19 protein-coding genes and 1 tRNA gene are annotated in these 23,760 nt (G+C 64.2%); 6 read left to right on the top strand and 14 right to left on the bottom strand.

Features of this window, described 5'->3' with window-relative positions:
- Positions 1-426: 426 nt before the first annotated feature.
- The 8 genes from GA566_RS25750 to fdnG form a co-directional block, all read right to left on the bottom strand.
- Complete coding sequence (locus GA566_RS25750; protein ID WP_160474407.1) at positions 427-1,542, bottom strand: transglutaminase family protein; 1,116 nt, start codon at positions 1,540-1,542, stop codon at positions 427-429.
- Between the two features lie 214 nt (positions 1,543-1,756).
- Positions 1,757-1,852, bottom strand: a tRNA-Sec gene (locus tag GA566_RS25755).
- A gap of 9 nt (positions 1,853-1,861) precedes the next feature.
- Entirely contained in the window at positions 1,862-3,769 is a 1,908-nt protein-coding gene (selB, locus tag GA566_RS25760) for a selenocysteine-specific translation elongation factor (protein WP_160474408.1), read from the bottom strand.
- The gene (gene selA, locus GA566_RS25765) at positions 3,766-5,205 is read right to left on the bottom strand and encodes an L-seryl-tRNA(Sec) selenium transferase (RefSeq protein ID WP_237380659.1); all 1,440 of its coding nucleotides are present in this window, start codon (positions 5,203-5,205) and stop codon (positions 3,766-3,768) included. The genes selB and selA overlap by 4 nt, the downstream gene beginning before the upstream one ends.
- On the bottom strand, positions 5,195-6,136 hold the full coding sequence (fdhE, locus tag GA566_RS25770; RefSeq protein WP_160474409.1) for a formate dehydrogenase accessory protein FdhE: 942 nt from the start codon (positions 6,134-6,136) through the stop codon (positions 5,195-5,197). The genes selA and fdhE overlap by 11 nt, the downstream gene beginning before the upstream one ends.
- A 44-nt stretch (positions 6,137-6,180) precedes the next feature.
- A complete protein-coding gene (locus GA566_RS25775; protein WP_137927017.1) occupies positions 6,181-6,825 on the bottom strand; it encodes a formate dehydrogenase subunit gamma in 645 nt (214 codons plus the stop codon).
- Complete coding sequence (gene fdxH, locus GA566_RS25780; RefSeq protein WP_137927016.1) at positions 6,812-7,789, bottom strand: formate dehydrogenase subunit beta; 978 nt, start codon at positions 7,787-7,789, stop codon at positions 6,812-6,814. The genes GA566_RS25775 and fdxH overlap by 14 nt, the downstream gene beginning before the upstream one ends.
- Before the next feature lie 10 nt (positions 7,790-7,799).
- Entirely contained in the window at positions 7,800-10,865 is a 3,066-nt protein-coding gene (gene fdnG, locus GA566_RS25785; protein ID WP_160474410.1) for a formate dehydrogenase-N subunit alpha, read from the bottom strand.
- 445 nt (positions 10,866-11,310) lie between these two features.
- On the opposite strand from fdnG, the gene GA566_RS33375 reads away from it, so the two are divergent.
- Together GA566_RS33375 and GA566_RS33380 are read left to right on the top strand one after the other, a co-directional pair.
- On the top strand, positions 11,311-12,162 hold the full coding sequence (locus GA566_RS33375; RefSeq protein ID WP_237380661.1) for a hypothetical protein: 852 nt from the start codon (positions 11,311-11,313) through the stop codon (positions 12,160-12,162).
- The gene (locus GA566_RS33380) at positions 12,159-12,959 is read left to right on the top strand and encodes a hypothetical protein (protein ID WP_237380663.1); all 801 of its coding nucleotides are present in this window, start codon (positions 12,159-12,161) and stop codon (positions 12,957-12,959) included. The genes GA566_RS33375 and GA566_RS33380 overlap by 4 nt, the downstream gene beginning before the upstream one ends.
- A gap of 144 nt (positions 12,960-13,103) precedes the next feature.
- On the opposite strand, the gene GA566_RS25795 is transcribed toward GA566_RS33380, so the two are convergent.
- Positions 13,104-13,985, bottom strand: coding sequence for a metal-dependent hydrolase (locus tag GA566_RS25795; RefSeq protein ID WP_160474411.1), 882 nt, complete (start codon positions 13,983-13,985; stop codon positions 13,104-13,106).
- A gap of 347 nt (positions 13,986-14,332) precedes the next feature.
- Here GA566_RS25795 and GA566_RS25800 point away from each other — a divergent pair, with 347 nt between their 5' ends.
- Positions 14,333-14,698 (top strand): mechanosensitive ion channel protein MscS, encoded by a 366-nt coding sequence (locus GA566_RS25800; protein ID WP_137927012.1) that lies wholly within the window; start codon positions 14,333-14,335, stop codon positions 14,696-14,698.
- Here the strand turns inward: GA566_RS25800 and GA566_RS25805 are convergent.
- From GA566_RS25805 to GA566_RS25825, 5 genes are all read right to left on the bottom strand, one after another.
- Positions 14,692-14,901 (bottom strand): DUF3079 domain-containing protein, encoded by a 210-nt coding sequence (locus tag GA566_RS25805; protein ID WP_137927027.1) that lies wholly within the window; start codon positions 14,899-14,901, stop codon positions 14,692-14,694. The two genes, GA566_RS25800 and GA566_RS25805, sit on opposite strands and share 7 nt — an antisense overlap.
- 137 nt (positions 14,902-15,038) lie before the next feature.
- Positions 15,039-15,938, bottom strand: coding sequence for a DMT family transporter (locus GA566_RS25810; RefSeq protein ID WP_160474759.1), 900 nt, complete (start codon positions 15,936-15,938; stop codon positions 15,039-15,041).
- A gap of 71 nt (positions 15,939-16,009) precedes the next feature.
- Positions 16,010-16,990 carry a quinone oxidoreductase gene (locus GA566_RS25815; protein WP_137927010.1) on the bottom strand — a complete coding sequence of 327 codons (981 nt, stop codon included), beginning with the start codon at positions 16,988-16,990 and terminating at the stop codon, positions 16,010-16,012.
- A 46-nt stretch (positions 16,991-17,036) separates the two neighbouring features.
- Positions 17,037-17,603, bottom strand: coding sequence for a TetR/AcrR family transcriptional regulator (locus GA566_RS25820; RefSeq protein WP_160474412.1), 567 nt, complete (start codon positions 17,601-17,603; stop codon positions 17,037-17,039).
- Positions 17,604-17,662: 59 nt separating this feature from the next.
- Positions 17,663-19,093: a sensor histidine kinase gene (locus GA566_RS25825; RefSeq protein WP_160474413.1), complete on the bottom strand. Its 1,431-nt coding sequence runs from the start codon at positions 19,091-19,093 to the stop codon at positions 17,663-17,665.
- A gap of 249 nt (positions 19,094-19,342) precedes the next feature.
- Between GA566_RS25825 and GA566_RS25830 the strand changes: the two genes are divergently transcribed.
- Genes GA566_RS25830 through GA566_RS25840 form a run of 3 tightly spaced genes read left to right on the top strand, consistent with a single transcriptional unit; the run spans position 19,343 to position 23,731 of the window.
- On the top strand, positions 19,343-20,077 hold the full coding sequence (locus tag GA566_RS25830; RefSeq protein ID WP_137927007.1) for a TetR family transcriptional regulator: 735 nt from the start codon (positions 19,343-19,345) through the stop codon (positions 20,075-20,077).
- Positions 20,074-20,925, top strand: coding sequence for a xanthine dehydrogenase family protein subunit M (locus GA566_RS25835; protein ID WP_160474414.1), 852 nt, complete (start codon positions 20,074-20,076; stop codon positions 20,923-20,925). Before GA566_RS25830 ends, GA566_RS25835 begins: the two co-directional genes overlap by 4 nt.
- Complete coding sequence (locus GA566_RS25840) at positions 20,906-23,731, top strand: molybdopterin cofactor-binding domain-containing protein (protein WP_160474415.1); 2,826 nt, start codon at positions 20,906-20,908, stop codon at positions 23,729-23,731. Before GA566_RS25835 ends, GA566_RS25840 begins: the two co-directional genes overlap by 20 nt.
- Positions 23,732-23,760 lie beyond the last annotated feature (29 nt).

Raw genomic sequence — 23,760 nt, forward strand, 5'->3', positions numbered from 1 at the left:
GAGTCGCTCGGGCCGGCCCATACTGGATCGCCCCGGACGGCGCGCTGTGCCTGCACGGCGCGCGGAATAAAAAGGTGGCCTGGCTTGTCGCAGGATGACGCGATCGGGAAAACGGGGTCTGGATGTTTTCCCGATCTTCCTGCGACTGGCTACTACCAAACGCTCCGTGTGTCGGAGCGGTCCCCACAAAAGACGGTATCGAACATTGTTGGTGATGGCTGACTTACGCTGCATCCACTACCCAACAACCCTCTGCAATCTGTTCCTGTCCGGTTTCGGCAGTGCCGTGCGTCAGACAGTGAATGGATAGTAAATGGGAATCGATCTCATTTCAAGGGGAATCTTGTTAATTTTTTTGGGCGCGCAGGGATGGTTGGCTCCCCTCTGCCGCTTGTGTACCGCGAAGTGGTAGAGGGGAGCGCGGGGTCAAGCGACCCGGCGCGACGTGATGCGATACCCGGAGGCCGCTGGATCCAGGCTATCGAGCATGCCTGCCACGGTTCTCGTCTGCGGATACATCAGGAAAGGCACCGTGCCACCGCCCGGCAGGCGCACGTCGTGGCCGTGGTTGTAGGCCACCCAATTGCCTTCCCACGCGCCGAACAGCATCGCGCGGGCGGCGCGTACCTTGGCGTCCGTCATCGGTAGTCCGCCCGGGACTTCTTCGAGCGCCACCTTGCGGACATCGGCAGGGTCAGCAGGAATCCAGCCGACGCCGGCCGCGTAGAACTCGGACCGGCAATGCTGCGCCTTGGAGATATCGCCTGCCTTGCCCAGCGCCTGGAAACCGAGCGCGGAGTTATCCACGCGCACCCCATAGGCATCGCGCGCCGGAATGCCGGCGGCGCGGGCCAATGCCACGAACAGCCCGTTGATGTCCGCACACTTGCCATTCATGATGCCGCCGGTCTTCAGCATGGTGACCACGTCGCCGGTGCCGCAGCCACGTACGGCGGCGTCACGGCAGGTGTGGTCCACCACCCACTGGTAGATGGCCTGCGCCTTGGTCATGTCATCGGTCATGCCGGCCGTGATCATCAGCGCGGTCTTCCGCACGATGCCGTCGGTGGGCATCAACTGCGTAGGGCGCAAGTACTCCTGCAGCGCAGCCGGGGATTCGCGCGTAGCGCGGGCCGAAGGGGCTGCGCCGAGATCCACGTCGCGGTCGCGCAGTGCCACGGTGTTGACCATGCGAGCGGTCAGGGGTGCGCCGGGGGTGGGACGGGGCCAGTCGATGACAACCATGCCCACATCGTAGGGGCCGGCACGCGTGACACGGGCTTGGCCGCCCGGCGCGATCCACTCGCTCGACAGGGTCCGCTGGTAGTCACCGAGCCGCGCGGCGGTGACCGGCAACCAGACGGTGGCGGCCCCGGGGGATTCGGGCAGCATGACCTCGGTAGTCATCTCGTAGACGCGCCAGCCCTCGGATGCGGGCGTCGCATCCTTCGAAGCCGTTGCGGAAAATGCCGGCGCCATGCCGCCGGCGCCGATGGAAACCGGAATTGCGGCACCAAGCCGCAGGAAATTGCGTCTGTCCATGTTGCTCCCCTGGGTGTGTTGTTCGGGACCCGAAACCTGCCCAATCGCTGCTCGATAAGCTGCTCATGCATGGTAGGTGACAGGCGCCGAAAACGGAACGTGGGAAACACAGTGGTGAGCGGTTGGCTCCCTCTCCCATGAAGTGGGAGAGGGGAGAAAACCAGAGGGGAGAAAACCAGAGGGGAGAAAACCAGAGGGGCGAAAACCAGAATATTGGCGGAAAGCAGCAGGAGTCGAACCTACCTGGGAACGTCTGGCGCCCCCAACCGGGTTTGAAGCCCGGCCGCATCACCGGATGCGGATGCCTTCCTCTTGATCGTCAGACTTGCCTCGGCATGGGCCGCCATTCGCTGTCGGGCCGCACCATCCGGGCATTTGCCACGCGGCGAGTGTATCCCGCACGGTCGAAGAACTCCAGAATCTGGATGGTGCGTTTGCGGCCCAGGCCCGTTGCATCGCGATACGCAATCACTTCCACGCGGCCGTGCGAAGCCAGTGTGCCGAACATCCGGGCGAGCGTTTCAATGGCGTCGTTGTCGTAGAACAGATCGCGCACTACCTGATGCACCGTGCCTTGCCGCGCGAGCTTGCGCAGTAGCTGGCGCACCTGTTCTTCGGGAACATCGAGCGCCGTGGCATGGTCGCGTACCCATGGCGGATCGAACGCGCCCGCCACGACGCGCGGCATCACGCGCGAGGCCAATGCTTGTTCCGCATCGGAGAACACGATGGACTGCCCCGGCAGGCGCAGCCATCCGCCATGCCGCTCGATGGCGCCTTCGCGCAACAGCATGTCGAGCAGGCCAGACCACAGCGCATCGGGCACCGGCGTACCGGCGAATGCCACGCGGCGCAACGATCCGGCAGCGAGGCCGGGTTCATCGGGCATGCGCGCGTGGAAGGACGCCAACGTGTCGAGCAGGCGTGTGCGCTGCGCCGTGAGGAAGGACGGAAGGATCAGCGTGTCATCGACGCGCGCGATGCCATCCGCTAGTTCCCATTCGCCGGCTGCAAGACCAGTCAGCTGCACTAGCCGCTTCTCGTCAATGCCGTGCGGCGCATGGTCGAGCAGTGCGAGCAATCCCGCGCCTTCGGTGACACGCTGCACCGCGTGCAACCAGGCCAGCCGTGGCGCAGAGCGGCGATGCCGTTCCGGTGCGACGTTGTCGAGCACGATGCCGCCGCCAATTGTCTGCGTGGCCTGCGCATTGCGCACGATAAAGCGGTCTCCCGCCAGCGCGCAGACCGGCGATACAAAGACCAGTTGCGCGAGCGCCGTAGCGCCAGCAGTCAGCGTTTCGCCCTCCAGCAGCACCACATTGGCGATGCGGTGCGCCGCACCAAGATGCACATGCAGCGGTGTCCAGTGACCGAGCCGTGCGCCCGTACCGGGTTGCAGCGAGAGTTGCACATCGAGCCGTGTCACCGGCGCCATCAGTACCGGATCGACGATCCAGTCACCGCGCCGGATCTCGCTTTTGTCGACGCCCGCGAGATTCAACGCGCAGCGTTGCCCGGCCACACCGCTGCTGGCTTCGCGCTGCTGCGCATGAATGCTACGCACGCGCACCGGCAATCCGGCGGGCGCGACTTCCATGACATCGCCCACATCGACGCGGCCGTTGAGGACGGTGCCTGTCACCACTGTGCCGTGTCCGGCGAGCGTGAAAACACGATCGACGGCGAGCCGGAACTTGCCACGCGCATTGCGTATCGGCATATGTTGCGCGGCGTCGTGCAACCATGCGCGCAGCGCGGCAACGCCTTCGTCTTCCGGATCGGTGGCGTTGACGGCGAAGAGCGTGGCACCTGCGTAGGGTGTGGAGGAGAGCAATGCGTCGATGTCCGCGCGCACCGTGACCAGGCGTGCCGCATCGGCACGGTCGGCCTTGGTCAGCGCCACCACGACGCGCGTGACGCCCAGCCGCTCGACGATGCCGATATGCTCGCGTGTCTGCGGCATGACGCCATCGTCTGCCGCGATGACCAGTAGCGCGAGGTCGATGCCGCTGGCACCAGCAGCCATCGTATGGATCAGCTTCTCATGGCCTGGCACATCGATATAGCCGAGCACATCGCCATTGGGCAGCGGCGTGTAGGCATAGCCGAGTTCGATGGAGATGCCGCGCGCTTTCTCTTCCTTGAGCCGGTCGGTGTCGACGCCGGTCAACGCGCGCACCAGCGTGGTCTTGCCATGGTCGATATGGCCGGCGGTGCCAACGATCATCGGCGCAGCGCCTCGGCGATGGTCGGCCATTGCGCGGCGAAGTCCGCTTCGTCGCCGGGTTCCAGGCAGCGCAGGTCCAGCCACAACGCGTGCTCGGCAATGCGTCCGATCACGGGACGCGCCACGCTGCGCAGCGCCGCTTCCAACTGTTGCAGCTTGCGGCCACTGCGCTTGCCCTCTTCGCGTGTACCGATCACCAGCCCATAGCTCTGCAACTGCCCACCCGGCAATGCACCGCTGCCGATCTGGCTGACCATGGGTACGGCGGATACCTGCCATGCATCGCCCAGCGCAGTCTGCACCGCTGGCGATAAACGCTCGGCCATCGCTGCCATCTCGCCGGGCTGCCGTGTCAACAGCCGCAGCGTGGGTAATGCCTGCGCCAGCGTGTCCGGATCGCGATAGCACTGCAATACCGGCTCCAGCGCCGCAAGCGTGAGCTTGCCCACGCGTAGCGCGCGCTTGAGCGGGTTCTTCTTGATCTTCGCGATCAGGTCCGCGCGACCCACGATCATGCCCGCTTGCGGACCGCCGAGCAGCTTGTCACCGCTGAATGTCACCAGATCGGCGCCGGCCTCGATGGTCTCGCGCACGGTGGTCTCGCGCGGCAGGCCCCAGCGCGTGAGGTCGCACAGCGTGCCGCTGCCAAGATCGACCACCACCGGAATGCCATGCGGTTGCGCGATGCGCACCACCTCGGCCACATCCACGCTGCGCGTGAAGCCGGTGATTTCGTAGTTGCTGCAATGCACCTTCATCAGCATTGCCGTGCGCGCACCGATGGCATTGGCGTAGTCGTGCGGATGCGTGCGGTTGGTGGTGCCGATCTCCACGAGCTTCGCGCCAGCGCGCTGCATGATGTCGGGAATGCGGAACGCGCCGCCGATCTCCACCAATTCACCACGCGACACCACCACCTCGCGCCGTGTGGCGAGCGTGTTCAGCATCAACAGCACGGCGGCGGCGTTGTTGTTGACGACGGTCGCGGCCTCCGCGCCAGTCAGCGAGCAGATCAGGTCGGCGATCAGATCATCGCGATCCCCACGGCCGCCGGTTTCGAGATCGAATTCGAGATTGGCCGGCGCGGTCATCGCGCGCATCACGGCTTGCACGGCGCTGTCCGGCAGCAACGCGCGGCCCAGGTTCGTGTGCAGCACCGTGCCGGTCAGGTTGAACACAGTGCGCAGGCGGGGTTGATGCTCGCGTGCGAGCTGCGCGGTCAGCGTATCCACCAGTGCAGACTCCGCAAGTGCCTGACGCGTGAGCGTGCCCGCGATGGCCTGCGCACGCAGCGTATCGAGCAGCCGGCGCAGCGTTGCCGTGGCCGGTGCGCGGCCATACTGCTCCAGTAGCGGTTGCAGTGCGGGCAGGTTGAGCAGCCGGTCTACCGAAGGAAGGTCGGCAGGGCGCGCTGGCATCGAGACGCTATCGTTCATCGGCAGCAACCTCGTCGTCATCGGCAAGCCATAGCAGCGGATTGCCGTTGGGGCGTCCGAAGCCGGCGGCACCCATCATCACGTCGAGTGCGAGAGAAGCGAGGTCATCGGCCAATGGCTCGGCCAATGGATCCTTCTCCATGTAGCTGATCTTGCGGTAGTGATGGCAGGGCTCGCAGGCCTCTGCCTTGAGTGCATCGCCCTGACCTTCCACGGCATAGTACGAGATGCCTTCCGTCGATTCACAGTGGCTGCACTTCACGCGCACCATGTGCCATTCCGTGGCGCAGTGGCCGCAGTGCAGGTAGCGCAGGCTCTGATAGCGGCCACCGATGCGAACGATGCTCGCCACGGGCGGCGTGCCGCATACCGGGCACACCGTGTGGACATCGAGCATCGGCACGTCCTTCTCGCGCAACTGGCTGGCCAGTACCGTGCGATCCAGTTGCAGTGCGGCGATCAGGAACGGCGCGAGCGTGGCTTCCACTTCGACATCGTTGTCGGTCGAAGCGACGCCCAGTAGCGCCTGCAGTTGCGCGCGGCGCGCGTCGGCGGACATCGACTGCAAGCGGGCTATCGGCGCGGCCAGTTCCGGCGCATCGGCATGGGCCGCGATGTGCGCGAACAGCGCATCGGCCCCGCGCAGCGAGATATCGGGCGCGTCGAGCAGCGGCATGCAATGCTCGGTGGCGCGTGCGATATCGGCGTGGGATGGCAAGGGAACGTCGAGCGACTGGGCCACCGCGTGCTGGGCGTCGGCCACGTGGGCCATCAACAGCAGGTACGGGCCAATGGCGCTGCCCGGCGCCAGTTGCCGCAGCCGTGCGGCCCGCGCGGCGAAGATCTCCGCGCGGTCAGGCAGACGCACGCGCGCAATGGCAACGTGGTCGATCGATTCGATTTCTGCCGGCTCCAGAATGCGCTGCACCATCGTTTCGTCCTTTGGCAAGCGCCCCGGAGTGACCGGCAGCGCTGCTATTTGTCGCCTGGCCGGAATGTCTCGCGGAACCAGGCGCGGTGATGTTTCCAAGCCCAGCCCGGCGTGACCGTGCCGCGCGTCATGGCCTGCACCGATCCCTTGACCCAGACCGCTGCATAGATGTGCACGATGATGCCGCATATCAGCAGGAATGCGCAAACCGCATGCACGACCGATGCCAGCCGGATGGCCCAGATCGGAAACAGGAAAGCGAAGTAGGCGCGCCACATGACGATGCCGCTGGCCAGCAACAGCACCAGGCACGCCACCATCACGAAGAACAGCAGCTTCTGCCCCGCGTTGTAGCGGCCCACCTCGGGCACGTTTTCCTCGCGGTTGTTCAGTACCTCGCGGCCATGGCGCAGCCATTCGCGGTCGGACCACGTCATCAGGTTGTGATGCCAGAACTTCACGGCCAGGATGGCGAAAGCCAGGAACATCACGATACCGATGAACGGATGCAGGATGCGCGTCCACGTGCCGCCGCCGAACAGGTTGCTCAACCAGTACATCGACGGGTGGAACAATGCGAGCCCGGACAGCGCCAGCAGGATGAACGTGAGCGCCACGATCCAGTGATTCGTGCGCTCTCCGGCGGAGTAGCGTCGGATGAACGCTTCGCGTTGCTTATCGATTCTCATCGCGGACCTCCTCGGGTGGCACGACTTCATCGGGTGTCCCGCGCGGCTTGGGGCTGTCGCGCCCGCTGCGCACGATCTCATCCTCGGCTGCTGCTTCGTCTTCCGGCCCCGTCTCGTTCGGACCCACGCGGATGTAATGGAAGAATCCGGCCACCGCCGCCAGCGCCATGCCGGCCACGGCCAGCGGCTTGGCGATGCCCTTCCACAGGCTCACCAGCGGACTGATGTGCGGGTCCGCGGGCAGGTTGTGATAGAGCGTGGGGTCGTCCGCGTGATGCAGCACGTACATCACGTGCGTGCCACCCACGCCGGGCGGATCGTAGAGACCGGCTTTCTGGAAGCCGCGCGATTTCAGGTCGACCACGCGTTCCTCGGCGTGCGCAATCATGTCGGTCTTGGTGCCGAACACGATGGCGCCCGTCGGGCATGTCTTCACGCAGGCAGGTTCCTGCCCCACGGCCACGCGGTCCGAGCACAGCGTGCATTTGTACGCCTTGTGATCGGTCTTGGAGATACGCGGAATGTTGAACGGGCAGCCCGTGATGCAGTAGCCGCAGCCGATGCAGTGTTCCTCGTGGAAATCGACGATGCCGTTGGCGTACTGCACGATGGCGCCCGGAGACGGGCACGCCTTCAGGCAGCCCGGGTCCTCGCAATGCATGCAGCCGTCCTTGCGGATCAGCCATTCCAGGTTGCCGCTGTTGGGGTTCTCGTACTCGGCGAACCGCATCAGCGTCCACGTATGCTCGTCGAGATCCGCCGGGTTGTCGTAGACGCCCACGTTGGTGCCCACCTCGCCGCGCAAATCGTTCCACTCCATGCACGCCGCCTGGCATGCCTTGCAGCCGATGCATTTCGTGGTGTCGATCAGCTTGGCCACGCTGCCGGTGGCGGGCTGGCGTGCGCTGGGCGATGGCGTGGTGGTGGCCGATCGCCGCACGATGTCGAGTGACTGTAGTGCCATGGTTCGCTCCCTATGCCCGTTCCACCTTCACCATGAACGACTTGAACTCCGGCGTCTGCGTATTGCCGTCGCCCACGTATGGCGTCAGTGTGTTGGCCAGGAACCCTGGCTTGGCGATGCCGGTGAAACCCCAGTGCAGCGGGATACCCACCATGTGCACCACCTTCCCGTCGATCTTGAATGGCTTGATCCGCTTGGTGACCAGCGCCACCGCCTTGATGTAGCCGCGCGTCGATGTCACCTTCACACGGTCTCCCGCCTTCACGCCCACCTGACTGGCAAGCTCCTCGCCAATCTCCACGAACTGTTCCGGCTGCAAAATGGCGTTGATGCGCGCGTGCTTGGTCCAGTAGTGGAAGTGCTCGGTCAGCCGGTACGTGGTGGCGATGACCGGATACGCATCGGCCTTGCCGAACTGTGCCCAGTCACCCTTGAACACGCGCGCGGCCGGATTGCTCACCGCTTGCGGCGACTTGTTGAGCGGGTTGTAGCCGAGCGGATTCTCGAACGGCTCGTAGTGCTCGGGGAACGGTCCCTCCACCAGGTTCTGCCGCGCAAAGAAGCGGCCCACGCCCTCGGCCTGCATGATGAACGGCCCCATGCCCTTGGCCGGATCTTCATCGAGCTTGAAGTCGGGCGTGTCGAAGCCGGTCCAGCTCTTGCCGTTCCATGCGATGAGCTTGCGCGCCGGGTTGAACGGCTTGCCCTCCGGATCGCACGATGCACGGTTGTAGAGCACGCGGCGATTCGCCGGCCACGACCACGCCCAGTTCAGCGTCTGGCCGATATTGGTCGGGTCGCTGTTGTCGCGCTTGGCCATCTGGTTGCCGGCCTGCGTCCACGATCCGCAATAGACCCAGCAGCCGCTGATGGTGCTGCCGTCGGCCTGCAACTCGCCAAAGCTGTTCAACTGCTCGCCGGCCTTGCGCACCACCTTGGTGGCGTCCTTGGGATCGACGAGATCCGTCAGCGCGCGACCGGACAGTTCCTTCGCCAGTTCTTCAGGCGTAGGCGATGCGGGCAGCGCATACGGCCACCACAGGTTGACGATCGGGTCCGGATACTTGCCGCCGTCCTTCACATACATCTGGCGGATCTTCAGGAACAGTTCGGCCATGATCTCGATGTCCGAACGTGCCTCGGCGGGCGGATCGGCACCTTGCCAGTGCCATTGCAGCCAGCGCGACGAATTCACGAGCGAGCCGTTTTCCTCGGCAAAACACGTCGTGGGAAGACGGAACACTTCGGTCTGGATCGTCTTCGGGTCCACATCGTTCGATTCGCCTGCGTTGCGCCAGAACTCGGAGGTCTCCGTTGCAAGCGGGTCCATCACTACCAGGAACTTCAGCTTGCTCAATCCCGCCAGCAGCTTGGCCTTGTTCGGCGCCGCCGCAAGCGGATTGAAGCCCTGCGCGAGGTAGCCCGTCATGCGGCCCGCGTTCATCAGCTCGAAGACCTGAAGCAGGTCATAAGGCTTGTCGAGCTTGGGCAGATATTCGAATGCCCAGTTATTCTCGACCGTGGCTGCCGAACCCCACCATGCCTTCATCAGGCTGACGTGGAATTTCTCCACGTTCTGCCAGTAGCTGAGCTGGTTCGGCCGCAGCGGCTTGAAGGCACGTGCCTCGATGTACTTGCGATAGTCCTGCTCGCTCTCGGCCGGCAGCGTCAGATAGCCCGGCAACAGGTTCGACATCAGGCCGATATCGGTCAGGCCCTGGATGTTCGAGTGCCCGCGCAGCGCGTTCATGCCGCCGCCCGCCACGCCGATATTGCCCAGCAGCAACTGCACCATGGCACCGGTGCGGATCATCTGCGAGCCGATGGAGTGCTGCGTCCAGCCGAGTGCGTACATCATCGTCATCGCGCGGTCGGGCGTGGCCGTGCTGGCCATCATCTCGCAGACCTTGAGGAACTTGTCCTGCGGCGTGCCACAGACGCGTTCCACCATCTCCGGTGTGTAGCGCGCGTAATGCTGCTTCATCAGGTTGTACACGCAACGCGGATGCTGCAGCGTCGGATCGGACTTCACATAGCCGTCCTCGCCGATCTCGTAATCCCAGCTCGCCTTGTTGTAGTAGCGCCGCTCGGCGTCATAGCCCGAGAACAGGCCGTTCTCGAAGTTGAAATCCTCGCGCACGATGAACGTGAAGTCCGTGTAGTTCTTCACGTAGGTGTGCTGGATCTTGTCCTGCTCCAGCAGCCAGCGGATCACGCCGCCCAGGAACACCACGTCGGTGCCCGTGCGGATTTGCACGTACAGGTCAGCAACGGACGCCGAGCGCGTGAAGCGCGGGTCCACCACGATCAGGCGCGCCTTGTTGTGCGCCTTGGCCTCGGTCACCCATTTGAAACCGCACGGGTGTGCCTCGGCTGCATTGCCGCCCATGATCAGGATTACGTCCGCGTTCTTGATGTCGACCCAATGGTTCGTCATCGCTCCACGGCCAAACGTCGGGGCAAGACCTGCCACCGTCGGGCCGTGTCAGACACGTGCCTGGTTATCGAACCCCAGCATGCCAAGACTGCGGATCGTCTTGTGCGTGATATATCCGGTTTCATTGCTGCTGGCCGACGCTGCCAGCATGCCCGTGGTCAGCCAGCGGTTGACCGTTTCACCCTTGTCGTTTTTCTCGACGAAGTTGGCGTCGCGGTCGGCCTTCATCAGCTTGGCAATACGATCGATGGCGTCTTCCCACGTGATGCGCTGCCACTTGTCCGAGCCCGGCGCGCGGTACTCGGGATATTGCAAGCGGTTGGGACTGTGGATGAAGTCGATCAGGCCCGCACCCTTGGGGCAAAGCGTGCCGCGATTCACCGGGTGGTCGGGGTCGCCCTCGATGTGGATGATGCTCGACTTGGCGTTCTTGGCCTTGTCGCCAAGGCTGTACATCAGCACGCCACATGCCACCGAGCAGTAGGGGCAGGTATTGCGGGTTTCCGTGGTGCGCGCCAGTTTATAGGCTCGCACTTCGGCCAGTGCCACATCGGGCGCGAACCCGATCAGCGCCAGGCTGGAACCCGCCAGCGAAGCCCCTGAAAACTTCAGGAACTGTCGGCGGTTCATCGTAACCATGGGGGACACCTCCTTGTACCGGATCGTGGTCCGGTCAATGGATTTATTGCGACGTTCTGGTGACGCGGGGACAGTCAGAAGAGTATAGGCAATAGTGGCGTTTTCGCTATGTGCGCTGCGGCGTTGTGGCCGGTTCATTCGTATGACGTCGCGATACGCAGGGATGAGTTCGTTGCCGTACCTTGGATTCTGCGAGTGTGCGGACTAACTTTTTGCCGGTGCTTCGGCCTTGTATCCGAACTGTCACAAAAGATGACAGAAATGACATCTGTCAATGCCCCTCGGGGGGGGGGGCGACGCAAGACCTGCACGCGACACTCCCACGCCGCCTGCCATTGGCCCTCGAGCCGATGACAGAAACGCGCGCGCCAGCAGAAGAAAAGGGGCCAGGGGGCGGTCACCCGGCGCGCGCCACGCAAATCCAACTTTAGAAGAGACAACAGGGATGAAATCGAAGCTTCTTTTGACGGGCCTGATAGCCGCTGTGCTGTCGGCCTGCGGCGGTGGTGGGGATGGTGGGTCGACAACGGGTGCGGCAACGGGCGGAACTGGTGGCAATGGTGGCACGGTGCAAACGACGAAAATTACTGGTACCGCTGCCATTGGGGCCGCTATTCCGAACGCGTTGGTCGAGGTCAAGTGCAAGGCCGGCAGTGCCAAAGCCACGACCAACATCAACGGATTCTTCACTGCCGATATTGCTAACCTGCAGACGCCTTGCGTACTGAGTGCCCCGGCGCCGGACGGCACGACGCTGCACTCCTTGGTGGAGACGGGAGCATCTGGCAGCATTCTGACGGCCAATATTTCACCGCTGACCGAACTGGTCCTGGCCGCGCTGGCGCAAGGTGAAACCACGAAGTTTTTCCAGCAATTCGATGCCAATGCGCAGTTGCGGCTGAGCCCGGCGCAACTGACTGCCGCAATCGCCGCAATTCGTCAGGTCTTCGATCAAAGGATTGATTTGACGGGCATTGACCCGGTGAAGGGCCAACTGCTGGCTGCTATAGGTGGCGTCGGCGGCAATGCGATGGATAAGATGCTTGACCAACTGGCGGCACTGCTGACCGCAGCCAACATCAAGTTGGCGGATCTTAGCGGTGCTATGGCTGCCAACGCGGGAGCGGCGGCAATCCAGACCGTACTCAAGCCGGCATCCGCAACCTGCAACGGTCTGCGCCACGGTGTGTACTTTCTTGCCGGTCAAGGCGGTTCGGGCTATGCCAACTTTGATTCCACGGGGAACACCTACGCGCAACTGGACGGCCAGGCAGACTGGTTGGCACTGCCGACATGACGCCCATTTCTGGCGACCCTTGCTCGTTCGTGACATCTGTGGGGGGTGGCAAGATTATTCTAGTCTCCAGGTCCGGTGTAGCGCTCGTCTACGACACGCCTACCTTGACGAGCCTTCCCACGCTGATGGTGCCACGGCAGGAATTGGCGCTGGCCGATCTAACCGGCGATTGGAATGCGCTGGGCTTCGAACGCGACGATGCCACGGTTCCCTTTGTACCCACCCGAATCAAGTTCACGCTCGGCGCTGATGGCAAGTTCCAGGCCGGTGCCGACTGCACGGGCGTAGACAACTGCGAAGCGTGGCAGCCCAACGAACTGCCGGTTCTGACCGTCAACCCGCGGGGCGGCTTCACGCTGACGGATTCGAACGGTACATCAGCGCTGGTGGCATTCAAGGATATCGACGGAACTGTCATGGCCGTGATCACGCACGGCAATGGCCTGATTGTCGCTACCAAGCAGGTGGTACGGCCATTGCCAGCAGTGGGAAAGAAGAACGCCTTCTGGGATATTGCGGTCTTCGGCGCACTGAACTATGTGTACGCCAAGGACGAGACCGAGATCAAGTCCGTTGACAATTCGACCAACATCTACACGCGCGAGCGGGCCAGTGATAAGCGAATTGACACGTATGTACAGAATCAGCCAAACGCTGGCCTCCGCTATCGTCCCAAGGACAGCGGGAGCAATGCTCGCGAGGCTGTTTCTATGGTCGTGGGCAACACCGGGTTGAGTTTTCTGATCAGCCTCGATCAGACCTCGCTGTTCTATGACATCGCGGTCGATCGCCCATGAGCCCGTAACAGACGGCGTATGCCGCCTCGCCAAAGAAAAAGCCTGCTGAAAAGCAGGCTTTTTCTTCTCTGATGACCAGGAACTAATTTCGTCATCCGACGATTTCTGATAAGTACTCTCGCTGCCCGTTCTCCAATCACCCCCTCAAAACCCCACCCGCATCCCCGGCTCCATCACCACTACCGCCGTGCCTGACGCCGTCCCCAGCGCAGCCTTCAACTCGTCCGGCGTCCCTTTCAGCATCGGCGACGTCCCGTAGTGCATCGGAATCGCATACTTCGGTTTGACGAAGTCGCGGATGGCGATGGCGGCGTCTTGTGGTCCCATCGTGAAATGGCCGCCGATGGGGATCAGGACGAGGTCGGGCTTGTAGCGGTCGCCGATGAGCTTCATGTCACCGAACAGGCCGGTGTCGCCCATGTGCCAGACCTTGAAGCCGTTTTCCATCTCGATGATGTAGCCGACGGGTTCGCCGCCGTAGTGGGCTTCATCCTTTCCCGTGGCCGGGTTCTTGTAGATCAGTTCCGAAGAGTGTTCGGCGTGGACGGCCGTAATCTTGGGGCCGGTGGGGCCAAAGGGCGTGACCGTGCCGCTCTTGCCAAAGCGTTGCGACAGGTTGGCGGGCACCAGTCCAAGTTGCACGAGTTGATTTCCCATGCCGCCGCCGGTGTAGATCGGCGCGTTGTTGAGTTTGGCGAGTTCGGGGGCGTCGCCCAGATGATCGCCGTGGGCGTGGGTGACAAGGATCAGATCGACCTTGCCGAGTGCCGCCAGTTGCTTGAAGCCCGCTGGCGTCTTGGGATTGCTGGTCAGCCACGGGTCGATGACGATGACCTTGCCACCGGGGGTGGTGATCCGCATGGCGGCCTGGCCGAGCCAGAGGACGTCGGTCTTGCCGGCGGTGGCCGGTGCCGAGGCGGCGGTCGGCTGGACTGGAACGGGCGCGTTGCCAACGTTCGAGGCGCAGGCGCCGAGGGTTGCAGCGGAGCAGGCGAGCAGCAGTGCGGAAAGGCGGCGTGTGGTCATGGTCGTCCCGGATGGAGATTGTCTCGACATTGGCTTTCGCACCGCTCCGGCGGACATCGCACTGCAACTGCTGAAGCGTTGCGAGAGCGAGTATTTGCACGGCCGGCGCCGCTGTCAATCCGCATCGCCCCATGCAAGGCGCCGGGTGATTTGTAACGCAGGATTTATCGTGTGGCGTGGAAATCGCGGCGCGGCATCGCAAATCAGCCACTTTCAGAGCTTTGATGACCGGGAGCAGGTCCCGCGCATTTACATCTGCTCACCAGTGCGTAACCCACTGTAATGGATCGACGTCCATGATGGAGTCCGTAAAAGGGGGCCAAGGTTGGCCCGCCAAGGAGCCTGTCATGCGCAAGTCGATTCGTTACGCCGGTATTGCTGTCCTGAGTGCCACCATGCTCGTCGCCGGGACGGCTTCGGCGCGCGATCGTTATCACCACGGCGGTGGCGGCGGATCTGCCGGTGCCGCGATTGCCGTGGCCGCAGTGGCTGGCCTGGCGCTGGGCGCGCTGGTGGCAAGCAGCCAACCGGTGATGGCCGCACCCGCGCCGGTCTATGCGCCGCCGCAGCCGGTCTACGCGCCGCAACCCGTGGCCTACGCCGCGCCGGCAGTACCGCCGGGATACTGCTACGACAACTATCAGGGCGCCTATGTGCCGTGCGGCCGTCCGGCGCCGGTCCGGTACGCGCCGCAGCCTTACTACGGCTATTGAGCTGAGGTGGAGGGGGTGGCGCGAGTCTCCACCTCGATCCCCCAATCCCCATGCTCGTACCAGTCATCACCCAGTAATTCCGCGGGATGCTGGGTGCGGCTCGATCCGTTGCCGCAGCCCATGGCGTTGACGGCGCAGTACTTGTCGCAGCCCCAGCAGATGCGCTCGGGGTGCTTGGGGTGGAGGGGGAATGGTTTGCGCATGGAGTGCGTGGGCGCCGCGGATGGCGCACCACGCGTTCGATAGTAGTCCTTCGGGGTCCGCATTTTTGGCGAAAAGCCGATGCTGTTTGCGTTCGGTCAAACGCAAGTTCGCAGTGTGGAAGTGCGCGACCTTCTGGTCATCCCACCCTGCGTCGCATCACCAGATGCAGCCCCGCTGCAGCCAGTGCCATGCCGGCCCATGCCATCGGCGGCAGTGCCTCGTCGAGTAGCACGAACGCAATGACGGCCGTGGTGGGCGGCACGAGAAAGAACAAGGCCGAGACGCGCGAGGCTTCTCCGTGGCGGACCATCGCCAATAGCAGTGATATCGCCACGAGCGAGTTGCCGAATACGAGGTAGGCCAGCGAGCCGAACAGGCCGGGAGTCCATTCGATGTGCATCGGCTCCAGCCACCACGCGAGCGGTGCGGTCACTGCCAGGGCGACGGCGCATTGCACGGTGTTGGCCAGGACCGGATGGACTGACGTGCCGAAGCGTTTCTCGTAGAGCGTGCCGCCTGTCATGGCAAGTAGCGCGAGGATCGCGAACATCAGCGCCAGCAGCGAGCCGACCTCGACAGAAGAACGCGACCCGATAACGATGGCGGCGCCCGATACACCGAGCGCCAGCCCGATCCAGTGGACGCGATCCACGCGCTCGCCCGCTACCGCTGGCGCCAGCAGTCCGATCAATATCGGCTGCTGTGACGTAACCAGTGCCACCGCGCCTGCGGTCATCCCAAGCTTGAGACTCAGATACGTGAATGCGAAGTAGCCGGCCTGAATCAGCAGGCCGATCACGCCCAGGTGCAGCCACGGCGCCGCACCGGGTGGCAGTCGCGGGCGCAGCAGCAGACAGGGCAGGATGAGCAGTCCGGTCACGCATGCGTAGCGCAGGGCGAGGAATGTCAGCGGATCGGCGTATTGCAGGCCGAGCTTGAGAAAGACGAAGCCCGAGGACCAGAGCAGCAGGAACAGCGCGGGGGCGATACGCAGCCACAAGGGCGTTGCCGATGTCTGTGCTGTCTGCTCGGGCATGGGATGGGTAGGCGGGGCGGAAACAGTCGAACCATAGCACTGCATGCCGCGCCCGTCCCCCGGGTCTTTCATCAGGCATCCATGCCGGGCACCAGCAGCAGTTTGCCCGTCGTGGCACGGCTTTCCATATCGGCGTGAGCGCGCGCCGCCTTGTCAAGCGGATAGCGCTGGCCGATGGTGGGGCGCACCTTGCCGTCGAGAATCCACTGGAACAACTGGGCGGCGTGCCTGCGCAACCGTTCGGGCGTCCGCACATGGTCGGCAAAGACCGCATAGCCGATCTTGATGCTGCGGGGCAGGGCCATGATGTCGATGGCGCCCGGCCCGCCGAGAATCGGACCATACCAGCACAACGTGCCAGCCACCTTCAATGCATCGATCGAGCCCTGGAAGGTGGCCGGCCCCGAGCCGTCATACACCACGTCCACGCCCTCCCCGCCCGACAACTGGATCGCTTCCCCGGCAAACCGGCCTGTGGCATCGACGATGATGTGATCGGCCCCCGCCGCCCATGCCACGGCCGCCTTGCTCTCGGAGGAGACGCGGCCAATGACGCGGCCGCCGCGGAGCTTGACGATCTGGGTCAGGAGCAGGCCAACGCCTCCGGCCGCCGCGTGGATCAATGCGGTATCGCCGGGTCGCACGGGATAGAACTCGGTCGCGAAATGGCTGGCGGTCAGCCCTTGCATCATGATCGAGGCAGCGGTCTCGTCGTCGATGCCGTCCGGCACGGGCACCAGCGACGTGGCGGGCACCACGACCTGTTCCGCATAGCTGCCCGGCGCGTAGGCCCAGGCCACGCGCTGCCCGGGATGGAAGTCAGTCACCCCTTCACCGACTTCCAGAACCTCGCCGGCTCCCTCGACACCGGGCACGCGGGGATAGGGAATCTCGTTCCAGAACTGCCCGCGCCGCACGCCCATGTCCATGAAGTTCACCCCGGCTGCGGCTACCTTCACCCGGACTTCGCCCTTGCCGGCTGTTGGCGCCTTCCACTCGACTGCCTCCAGGACTTCCGGACCGCCCGCTGTTGCCATGATCACCGCTTTCATCTCAATGCTCCTTAATGGAACGATCGTTCCAAAATTGGTAAAAAAATTATCGCAGCGCGCGCAATGCCAACTGGCTCAGGCCCTGCAGTTCCGCAAGGTCCGCACCGCCGCGTGCCGATAGCCGCAGCGCGGAGACACTGGCCAGCAGGAATGCGGCCAGCAGTTTGGCGTCGGCCTCGTTGAGCACGTCGCCATCGCGCTGTGCTTCTGCAATCCGGGCGATCAGCGGCACGGACAGCACGTGACCGAGTTCCGCGCGGATGGCGTTCAATTGCTGCTGGCTATCGCCGAACTCGCTCACGGACCCCACGCCCAGGCACGGTGTATGGGCACTTTGCACGACACGCGCCATCATCCGGTGAATGCCGTCGATGGCACGCGGCCCGCCCTGCAGCGCCGCAATATGCACCTGGATTTCGGTCTCGCCATAGCGGCGCAATGCCGCGCAGTAGAGCTGCCACTTGTCCACGAACGTGTCGTAGAGGCTTTGGCGGCCGATCTTCATCGCGCTGGTGAGCATGGTCGTGGATGTGCCCGCATATCCGTGCTCGCAGAAGACGCCGATCGCCGCGTCGAGGGCTTCGCCCTGGTCGAATTCTTTTGGTCTGGCCATGGACCGCATTCTAGGAATATTGGAATGAGCAGTCAAGAATTAATTTTTGCGTCGGGGATTCAGCTTGCGAAACGCGGCAGCGTGATGGTGGCGCGTGTCCCGCCCTGGGGCCGGTGCGTCAGGACGAGTTCGCCATGGTGGGCTTCGACGATGGACCGGCTGATGGCGAGTCCCATCCCCATGCCTTCAGGTTTGGTCGTGAACAGCGGTTCGAACAGGCGGCCGGCCAGTTCCGGATCGAAGCCTTCACCACGGTCGTCGATATGCAGGCGCAACTGGTCCGGTGCGGCTTCGCATGACAGCACCAGCTGGCGCTCGCCTTCCGGCACTGCCTGCATGGCCTCGGCGCCGTTCATCAGCAGGTTGATGAGTGCCTGCTGCAGCAGCACGCGCTCGCCCTGCACGGACGTCGATGACAGTTGCCCCTCCACGCGGAAGTCTATCTTCATCGCCTCCAGCGTGGATGTCACCATGTCCGCCACTTCCATCACGGCTTTGTCGGCGTCGAAAATGGCGACATTGGGCGTGTCCTGCCGCGCCTTGGCGCGCAAACCGTCGATGATGGCGCGGGCGCGCGTGGCGCATGCCGAGATATGCGCCAGCGTCTGGCGGGCGCGTTCGATGTCTGGCGCGCTGCGGTCCAGCCAACGCAGTCCGGCGCGTGCGGAGGAGTCCAACGCCGTCACCGGCTGTACCACCTCGTGGACGATGGACGCGATCATCTCGCCGTAGACCTGGAACCGGCTCGCGCGTGCCAGCTCGGAGAGGGTATTGCGCATTTTCTCTTCGGCATGGGTCAGCAATGCCACCTGTTCGGACAGCGCATCATGCAGGCGGGCGTTCTCCAGTGCGAATCCGGCTTGCAGCGCAATGATTTCGACCACGGCGCTGCGCGCCGATGTGAACATGCCGAAGAGGTGGCGGTGCTCCAGGTACAGCGCACCGACAAGCATGCCGTTGCAGCGCATCGGTACGCAGATCACGGAACGTGGCCGATAGCGCTGAACGTATTCATCGTCGCGCCAACTGGCGGCAGAGCAGGCGTCATCGAGCACCAGTCCGTTGCGCAGGCGAATGGCGGTGGCGAGGATCGACACCGGAAGCCGATCGCCTTTCAGCACTGCCGAAGGGGTGTGCGGGTCCGCGAAACGGGCGCGTCCGTTCGATGCCGTGGCGCTCGCCGCAGACTCCCAACTACCGTCGCGGATGGCAGCCACGCATCCGAAGGTGGCGCCAGTGCTTTGCAGGGCGGCCCGCAGCAAGGTCTCGACCCGCTGCCCCGGCGACACTTCGGCAGCCAGTGTCTGGGAGATGTGGCGCAGCGTCTGAACGTCAGGCGCGTGCTGCATCATCGCCGACCACCCGGCCTGCCGGTCTGCGGCGGTCTCGTGCAGGTCCGCGTCCATCGGCCAGACCGATGGCGTGAGGAAGGTGCAGCGGTAGTAGTCGAGTTCGTTGGTCATGTTCTTGCCGTCCTGCATCAACTTCATGTAGTGAACGCTCCATAAATGAACCTTAGCACAACATTTTCTGGAATGACAGACGGTGTGGGTCGCGGAACGGCGTACTGGAGGCGGGTTCGGCGTCGATCTAATGCCGCAATCTATTGAATTTAAAGAGATTTATTTCTTTCTGTTGAAACTCGTCCGGGCGCCTTGTATCATCGCTCACTCATGTAGTGTTCCCTGTACGAAATGCAGGGAAACGCCAGCGGATGACTCCGCTGCCATAGGAGCGATATGACTCAAGCAGTAAAAAAGGCTGTGCGTGGCACCGGTGTCCGGGAGGCTGCGGCGCAGACCACCCGCGACAACATCCTGCGCGCCGCTACCAAGGTGTTTGCGCGCTATGGCTATGAGGGCGGCAGCGTGGAGAAGATCTCGAAGCTGGCGAAGTCCTATGACCGGATGATTTACTACTACTACGGCAGCAAGGAAGCGCTGTTCGTGGCGGTGCTCGAAGGTATCTACCGGCGGATGGACGAGGCCGAGTCGAAGGTGGCGCCGGACCCGTCAGACCCCGTGGAGGCGCTCAAGACCATCATCCGCTTCAAGCTGGACTACTACCGGCGCAACCCCGATTTCGTCAACCTGCTCAACACCGAGAACCTGCACAAGGGCCGGCATGTGTCCAGGCTGGAGCGCAAGGGCGATTACTCGACGCTGGCCGTGGACATCATCGGCGGGATTCTCGCCAGCGGCGCGGATCAAGGCATATTCCGCCGGGACCTGAATGCGCGCGATGTTTTCCTGTTGATTGCCTCGACGGCGTATTTCTATACTTCGAACCGCTACACGCTGACGGTCTTTCTCGGCGTTGAGCTGGACACCCCAGAGGCCGTGCAGCACTGGGAGTCCTTTGTCATAGATAGCGTGCTGCGCGTGGTGAGAGTGGAGGCTGCCACCAGTGAGCTGCCCGCTACCCCCGACAAGCCGCCCCGACGCCGACAGCAGGACGCCAGCCTCTCGTCATGAACTACCTTCGCGCCCGATCCCTCGATGCAGCAGTGGCCCAACTTGCGGCGCGCCCGGCGCGTGTCGTGTGCGGCGCAACCGACTGCCTTGCGGACCCGGCACTCGCGCCGGGGAGTGTCGAGTGGATCGACATCGCGGGCATCGACGCCTTGCGGGGCCTGACATGCCGCGATGGCGTGGCGCGCATCGGCGCGGCCAGCACCTGGCAGACCATCGCGCAAACCGCCTGGATGCCCGTGGCGCTGCGCGATGCCGCGGCCGGCGTGGGCTCGCGGCAGATTCGCGTGCAGGGTACGCTGGGCGGGAACCTGTGCCATGCCTCGCCGCTGGCGGATGGTGTGCCGCCGCTGCTCGTGCTGGATGCCGAAGTGGAACTGGCGAGCGTGCGCGGTTTGCGTCGCTTGCCGTTGCGGGAATTCCTGCTCGGTCGCCGGCGCACGGCGCTTGCGTCCGATGAACTGCTGGTCGATATCGTGTTCGATCTGCCGGGTGCGCGTGACCGCACGGCCTTCGTGAAATGCACCAATCGCGACGGCATGGCGCTGGCCGTGGTGTCGGCCGCGGTGCATCTGCGCATGGGGCAGGGCACCACGCTCGAATCGGCTGCGGTCTGCGTGGGCGGTGCGTCGGATGTTCCTCTGCGCCTGCATGGGTTGGAATTGGCACTGATGGGGCGACACAGCCACGAACTTGCTGGCATCATCGGGGGCGCCGCGCTGGCCGAGTTGTCCCCCATTGATGATGTCCGCGCGACGGCAGCCCATCGCTTGGACCTCTCCCGGCTTGCGATCCAGCGGGCTGTCCGGTTCTGCCTGGAGGAATTCGCCGATGACGCCCCCGCCTACTGAGTCCTCAACCTGCGCCGATGACGTAGCGGAAACGCGCGGCCATTCCATGTCGGCGGACGCTGCATGGTTCGACCTCAACGGCGCGCGTGTGCCGTTGCCTGCAGACCAGTCGCGGCGCCTGCTCGACCATCTGCGCACGGACTTGCGGCAGTTCGGCACGAAGGAAGGGTGCCGCCAGGGCGATTGCGGAAGCTGCACGGTGCTGATCGATGGCGAGGCGCGATATGCCTGCCTCGTGCCGATGGGCCAGGTTGCCGGACGCCGCGTCGTGACGGTCGAAGGTGTGGCCGAGAGCACGCAGAGCGGCGCGCGCCTGCAGCAGGCATTCCTCGCGCACCAGGCCGTGCAATGTGGCTTCTGCACGCCGGGCATGCTGCTGGCCTCGGCTGCCGCCGTCGACGCGGGGCGGGTCACGGATCGCGCCAGTGCACGGTCGGCCATCGACGGGGTGCTGTGCCGCTGCACGGGTTACCAGAAGATCGTCGATGCCGTGGCTGAAGTCGGTTGCGGCGCCCCCGCGCGCCCCTGCACGGCACCACCCGCCACGGGACCGGTCGTCGGCATACCGATCACGCGACTCGATGGTCCGGAGAAGATCGACGGACGCCAACCGTTTGGCGCCGATGCGCACCCGGCGGATAGCCTCGTGCTGCGCGCCGTGCGTAGTCCCCATCATCGCGCACGCTTTGCCTTCGGCGATCTGCACGCATTTGTTGCCGCGCACCCGGGCGTGGTGCGCGTACTGACTCATGCCGATGTGCCGGGCATGAACCTGCACGGCGTAGCCGGGCCGTATGCCGATCAACCCGTCCTGCCAGTCTCCGAGACGCGCCACTACCTGGAAGCGATTGCGCTGGTGGCAGGCGAGCGTGACGCGATGGAAGCGCTCGACCTCCATGGCTTCCCCGTGACATGGGAGGCATTGCCACCCGTGCTCACCGTCGGCGATGCCATCCGCGACGACAGCACGCCACTGCATGCGAATCGTCCCGGCAATCTGCTGATCGAAGGGGTGGTGCGTCGGGGCGATGTGGAGACGGCGCTGAAGGATGCTCCGTACGTGGTGAGCGCCACGTTCGAATCGAGTTTTGTCGAACACGCGTACCTGGAACCGGAAGCAGGCTGGGCGCGCAGGGTGGGCGATGTCGTGGAGATCCACTCGTCCACGCAGGCGCCGCATCCGCATCGCGCCGATCTCGCGCGCATCCTTGGCGTGGCACCCGAACAGGTAAGGGTGGTCGCCACGGCGGTGGGTGGCGGGTTTGGCGGCAAGCTGGACATGACCGTGCAGCCGTGGCTGGCCATCGCGGCGTGGCATCTGGATCGGCCCGTATCGATGGTGTTTTCGCGCGAAGAGTCGATGGCGACATCGACCAAGCGCCATCCCGCCAGCATCGTTTCGTCGATGGCCGCCGATGCGGACGGCCGGATCGGCGCGGTATCGTTCGAAGGCGAATACAACACAGGCGCCTTCGCATCGTGGGGCACCGCCGTGGCGAATCGCGTGCCCGTGCATGCCGGTGGTCCCTATGTCGTGCCGCATTACTCGGCGCGTGCGCGTGCGATTCACACGCACATCACGCCGGCCGGCGCGTTCCGGGGTTTTGGCGTGCCGCAGACCACGATGTCGCAGGAGCAACTGATCGACGAACTGGCGCGCCGCGTTGGCATCGATGCGCTCGAATTCCGCGTGAGAAACGCGATGCACCCAGGGGATTCGCTGCCGACCGGGCAGGTACTCGACAAGAGCGTGGGCCTCATCGCCTGCCTCGATGCGCTGCGTCCCGTGTGGCACGAAGCGCAGGCCCGCGTGGCCACGCTCAACGCGTCGTCGCCCGCCACCATCCGCCATGGTGTGGGCCTGGCCGCGTTCTTCTACGGCTGCGGCAATACCGCACTGCCGAATCCCTCGACGGTTCGCTTCGGTGTGCGTCCCGACGGCGTCGTCGTGCTCCACCAGGGTGCGGTCGATGCGGGACAGGGCGCCAATACCGTGATTCCGCAGATCGCCGCCGATGCGTTGGGCGTGCCGGTGGGCACGCTGCACATCGTCGGACCCGATACGCATGTCACGCCCGACTGCGGGCGCACCTCGGCCTCGCGGCAAACGTTCGTGACGGGCCGCGCGGCCTATCTCGCGGGAACCACACTGCGCCGCCGCTTGCTCGAGCTGGCGAACGCACCGGCAGAGGCGATCATCGCGGTGGATCGGCAAGGCATTCATGTCGATGAGCGTGTGCTCGATCTCAGTGCCTTGCCTGTCGATGTACATGGCTATGTCGTTGCTGCCGAAGAGAGCTTCGACCCGCCCGTGACCACGCTCGATACGGATGGACAGGGCCGCCCTTATGCAACGTACGCATTTGGCGCGCAGATCGCCGAGGTGGTGGTCGATTGCGAGAGCGGCCGTGTCCGCGTGCTGAAGGTCGTTGCCGCGCATGACGTCGGTCGCATGGTGAATCCGACGCTGCTCGAAGGGCAGGTAGAAGGGGCCGTGGCGCAGGGCGTTGGCCTGGCGTTGATGGAGAAATATCATCCGGGCCGCCACAACAACCTGCATGACTATCTGATTCCCACGGTGCGCGACATGCCCGAGGTCCGCGCGATCTTCGTGGAGGCGCCGACCGACCTCGGCCCGTATGGCGCCAAGGGCATCGGCGAACCGGCGCTGGTACCCACGGCGGCGGCCATCCTGAACGGCATTTTCGACGCGACTGGCGCGCGCATACGCCAGGCACCCGCCACGCCGGATGTGGTACGCAGGGCGCTGGCGGCCCTCACCGATACGGCAGGCGGATCGCAGTAGGACAGCGTTTCACCGAAGGTAAAAGAAAA

This window comes from Cupriavidus sp. SW-Y-13 (assembly GCF_009793345.1).
Classification (GTDB): Bacteria; Pseudomonadota; Gammaproteobacteria; order Burkholderiales; family Burkholderiaceae; genus Cupriavidus.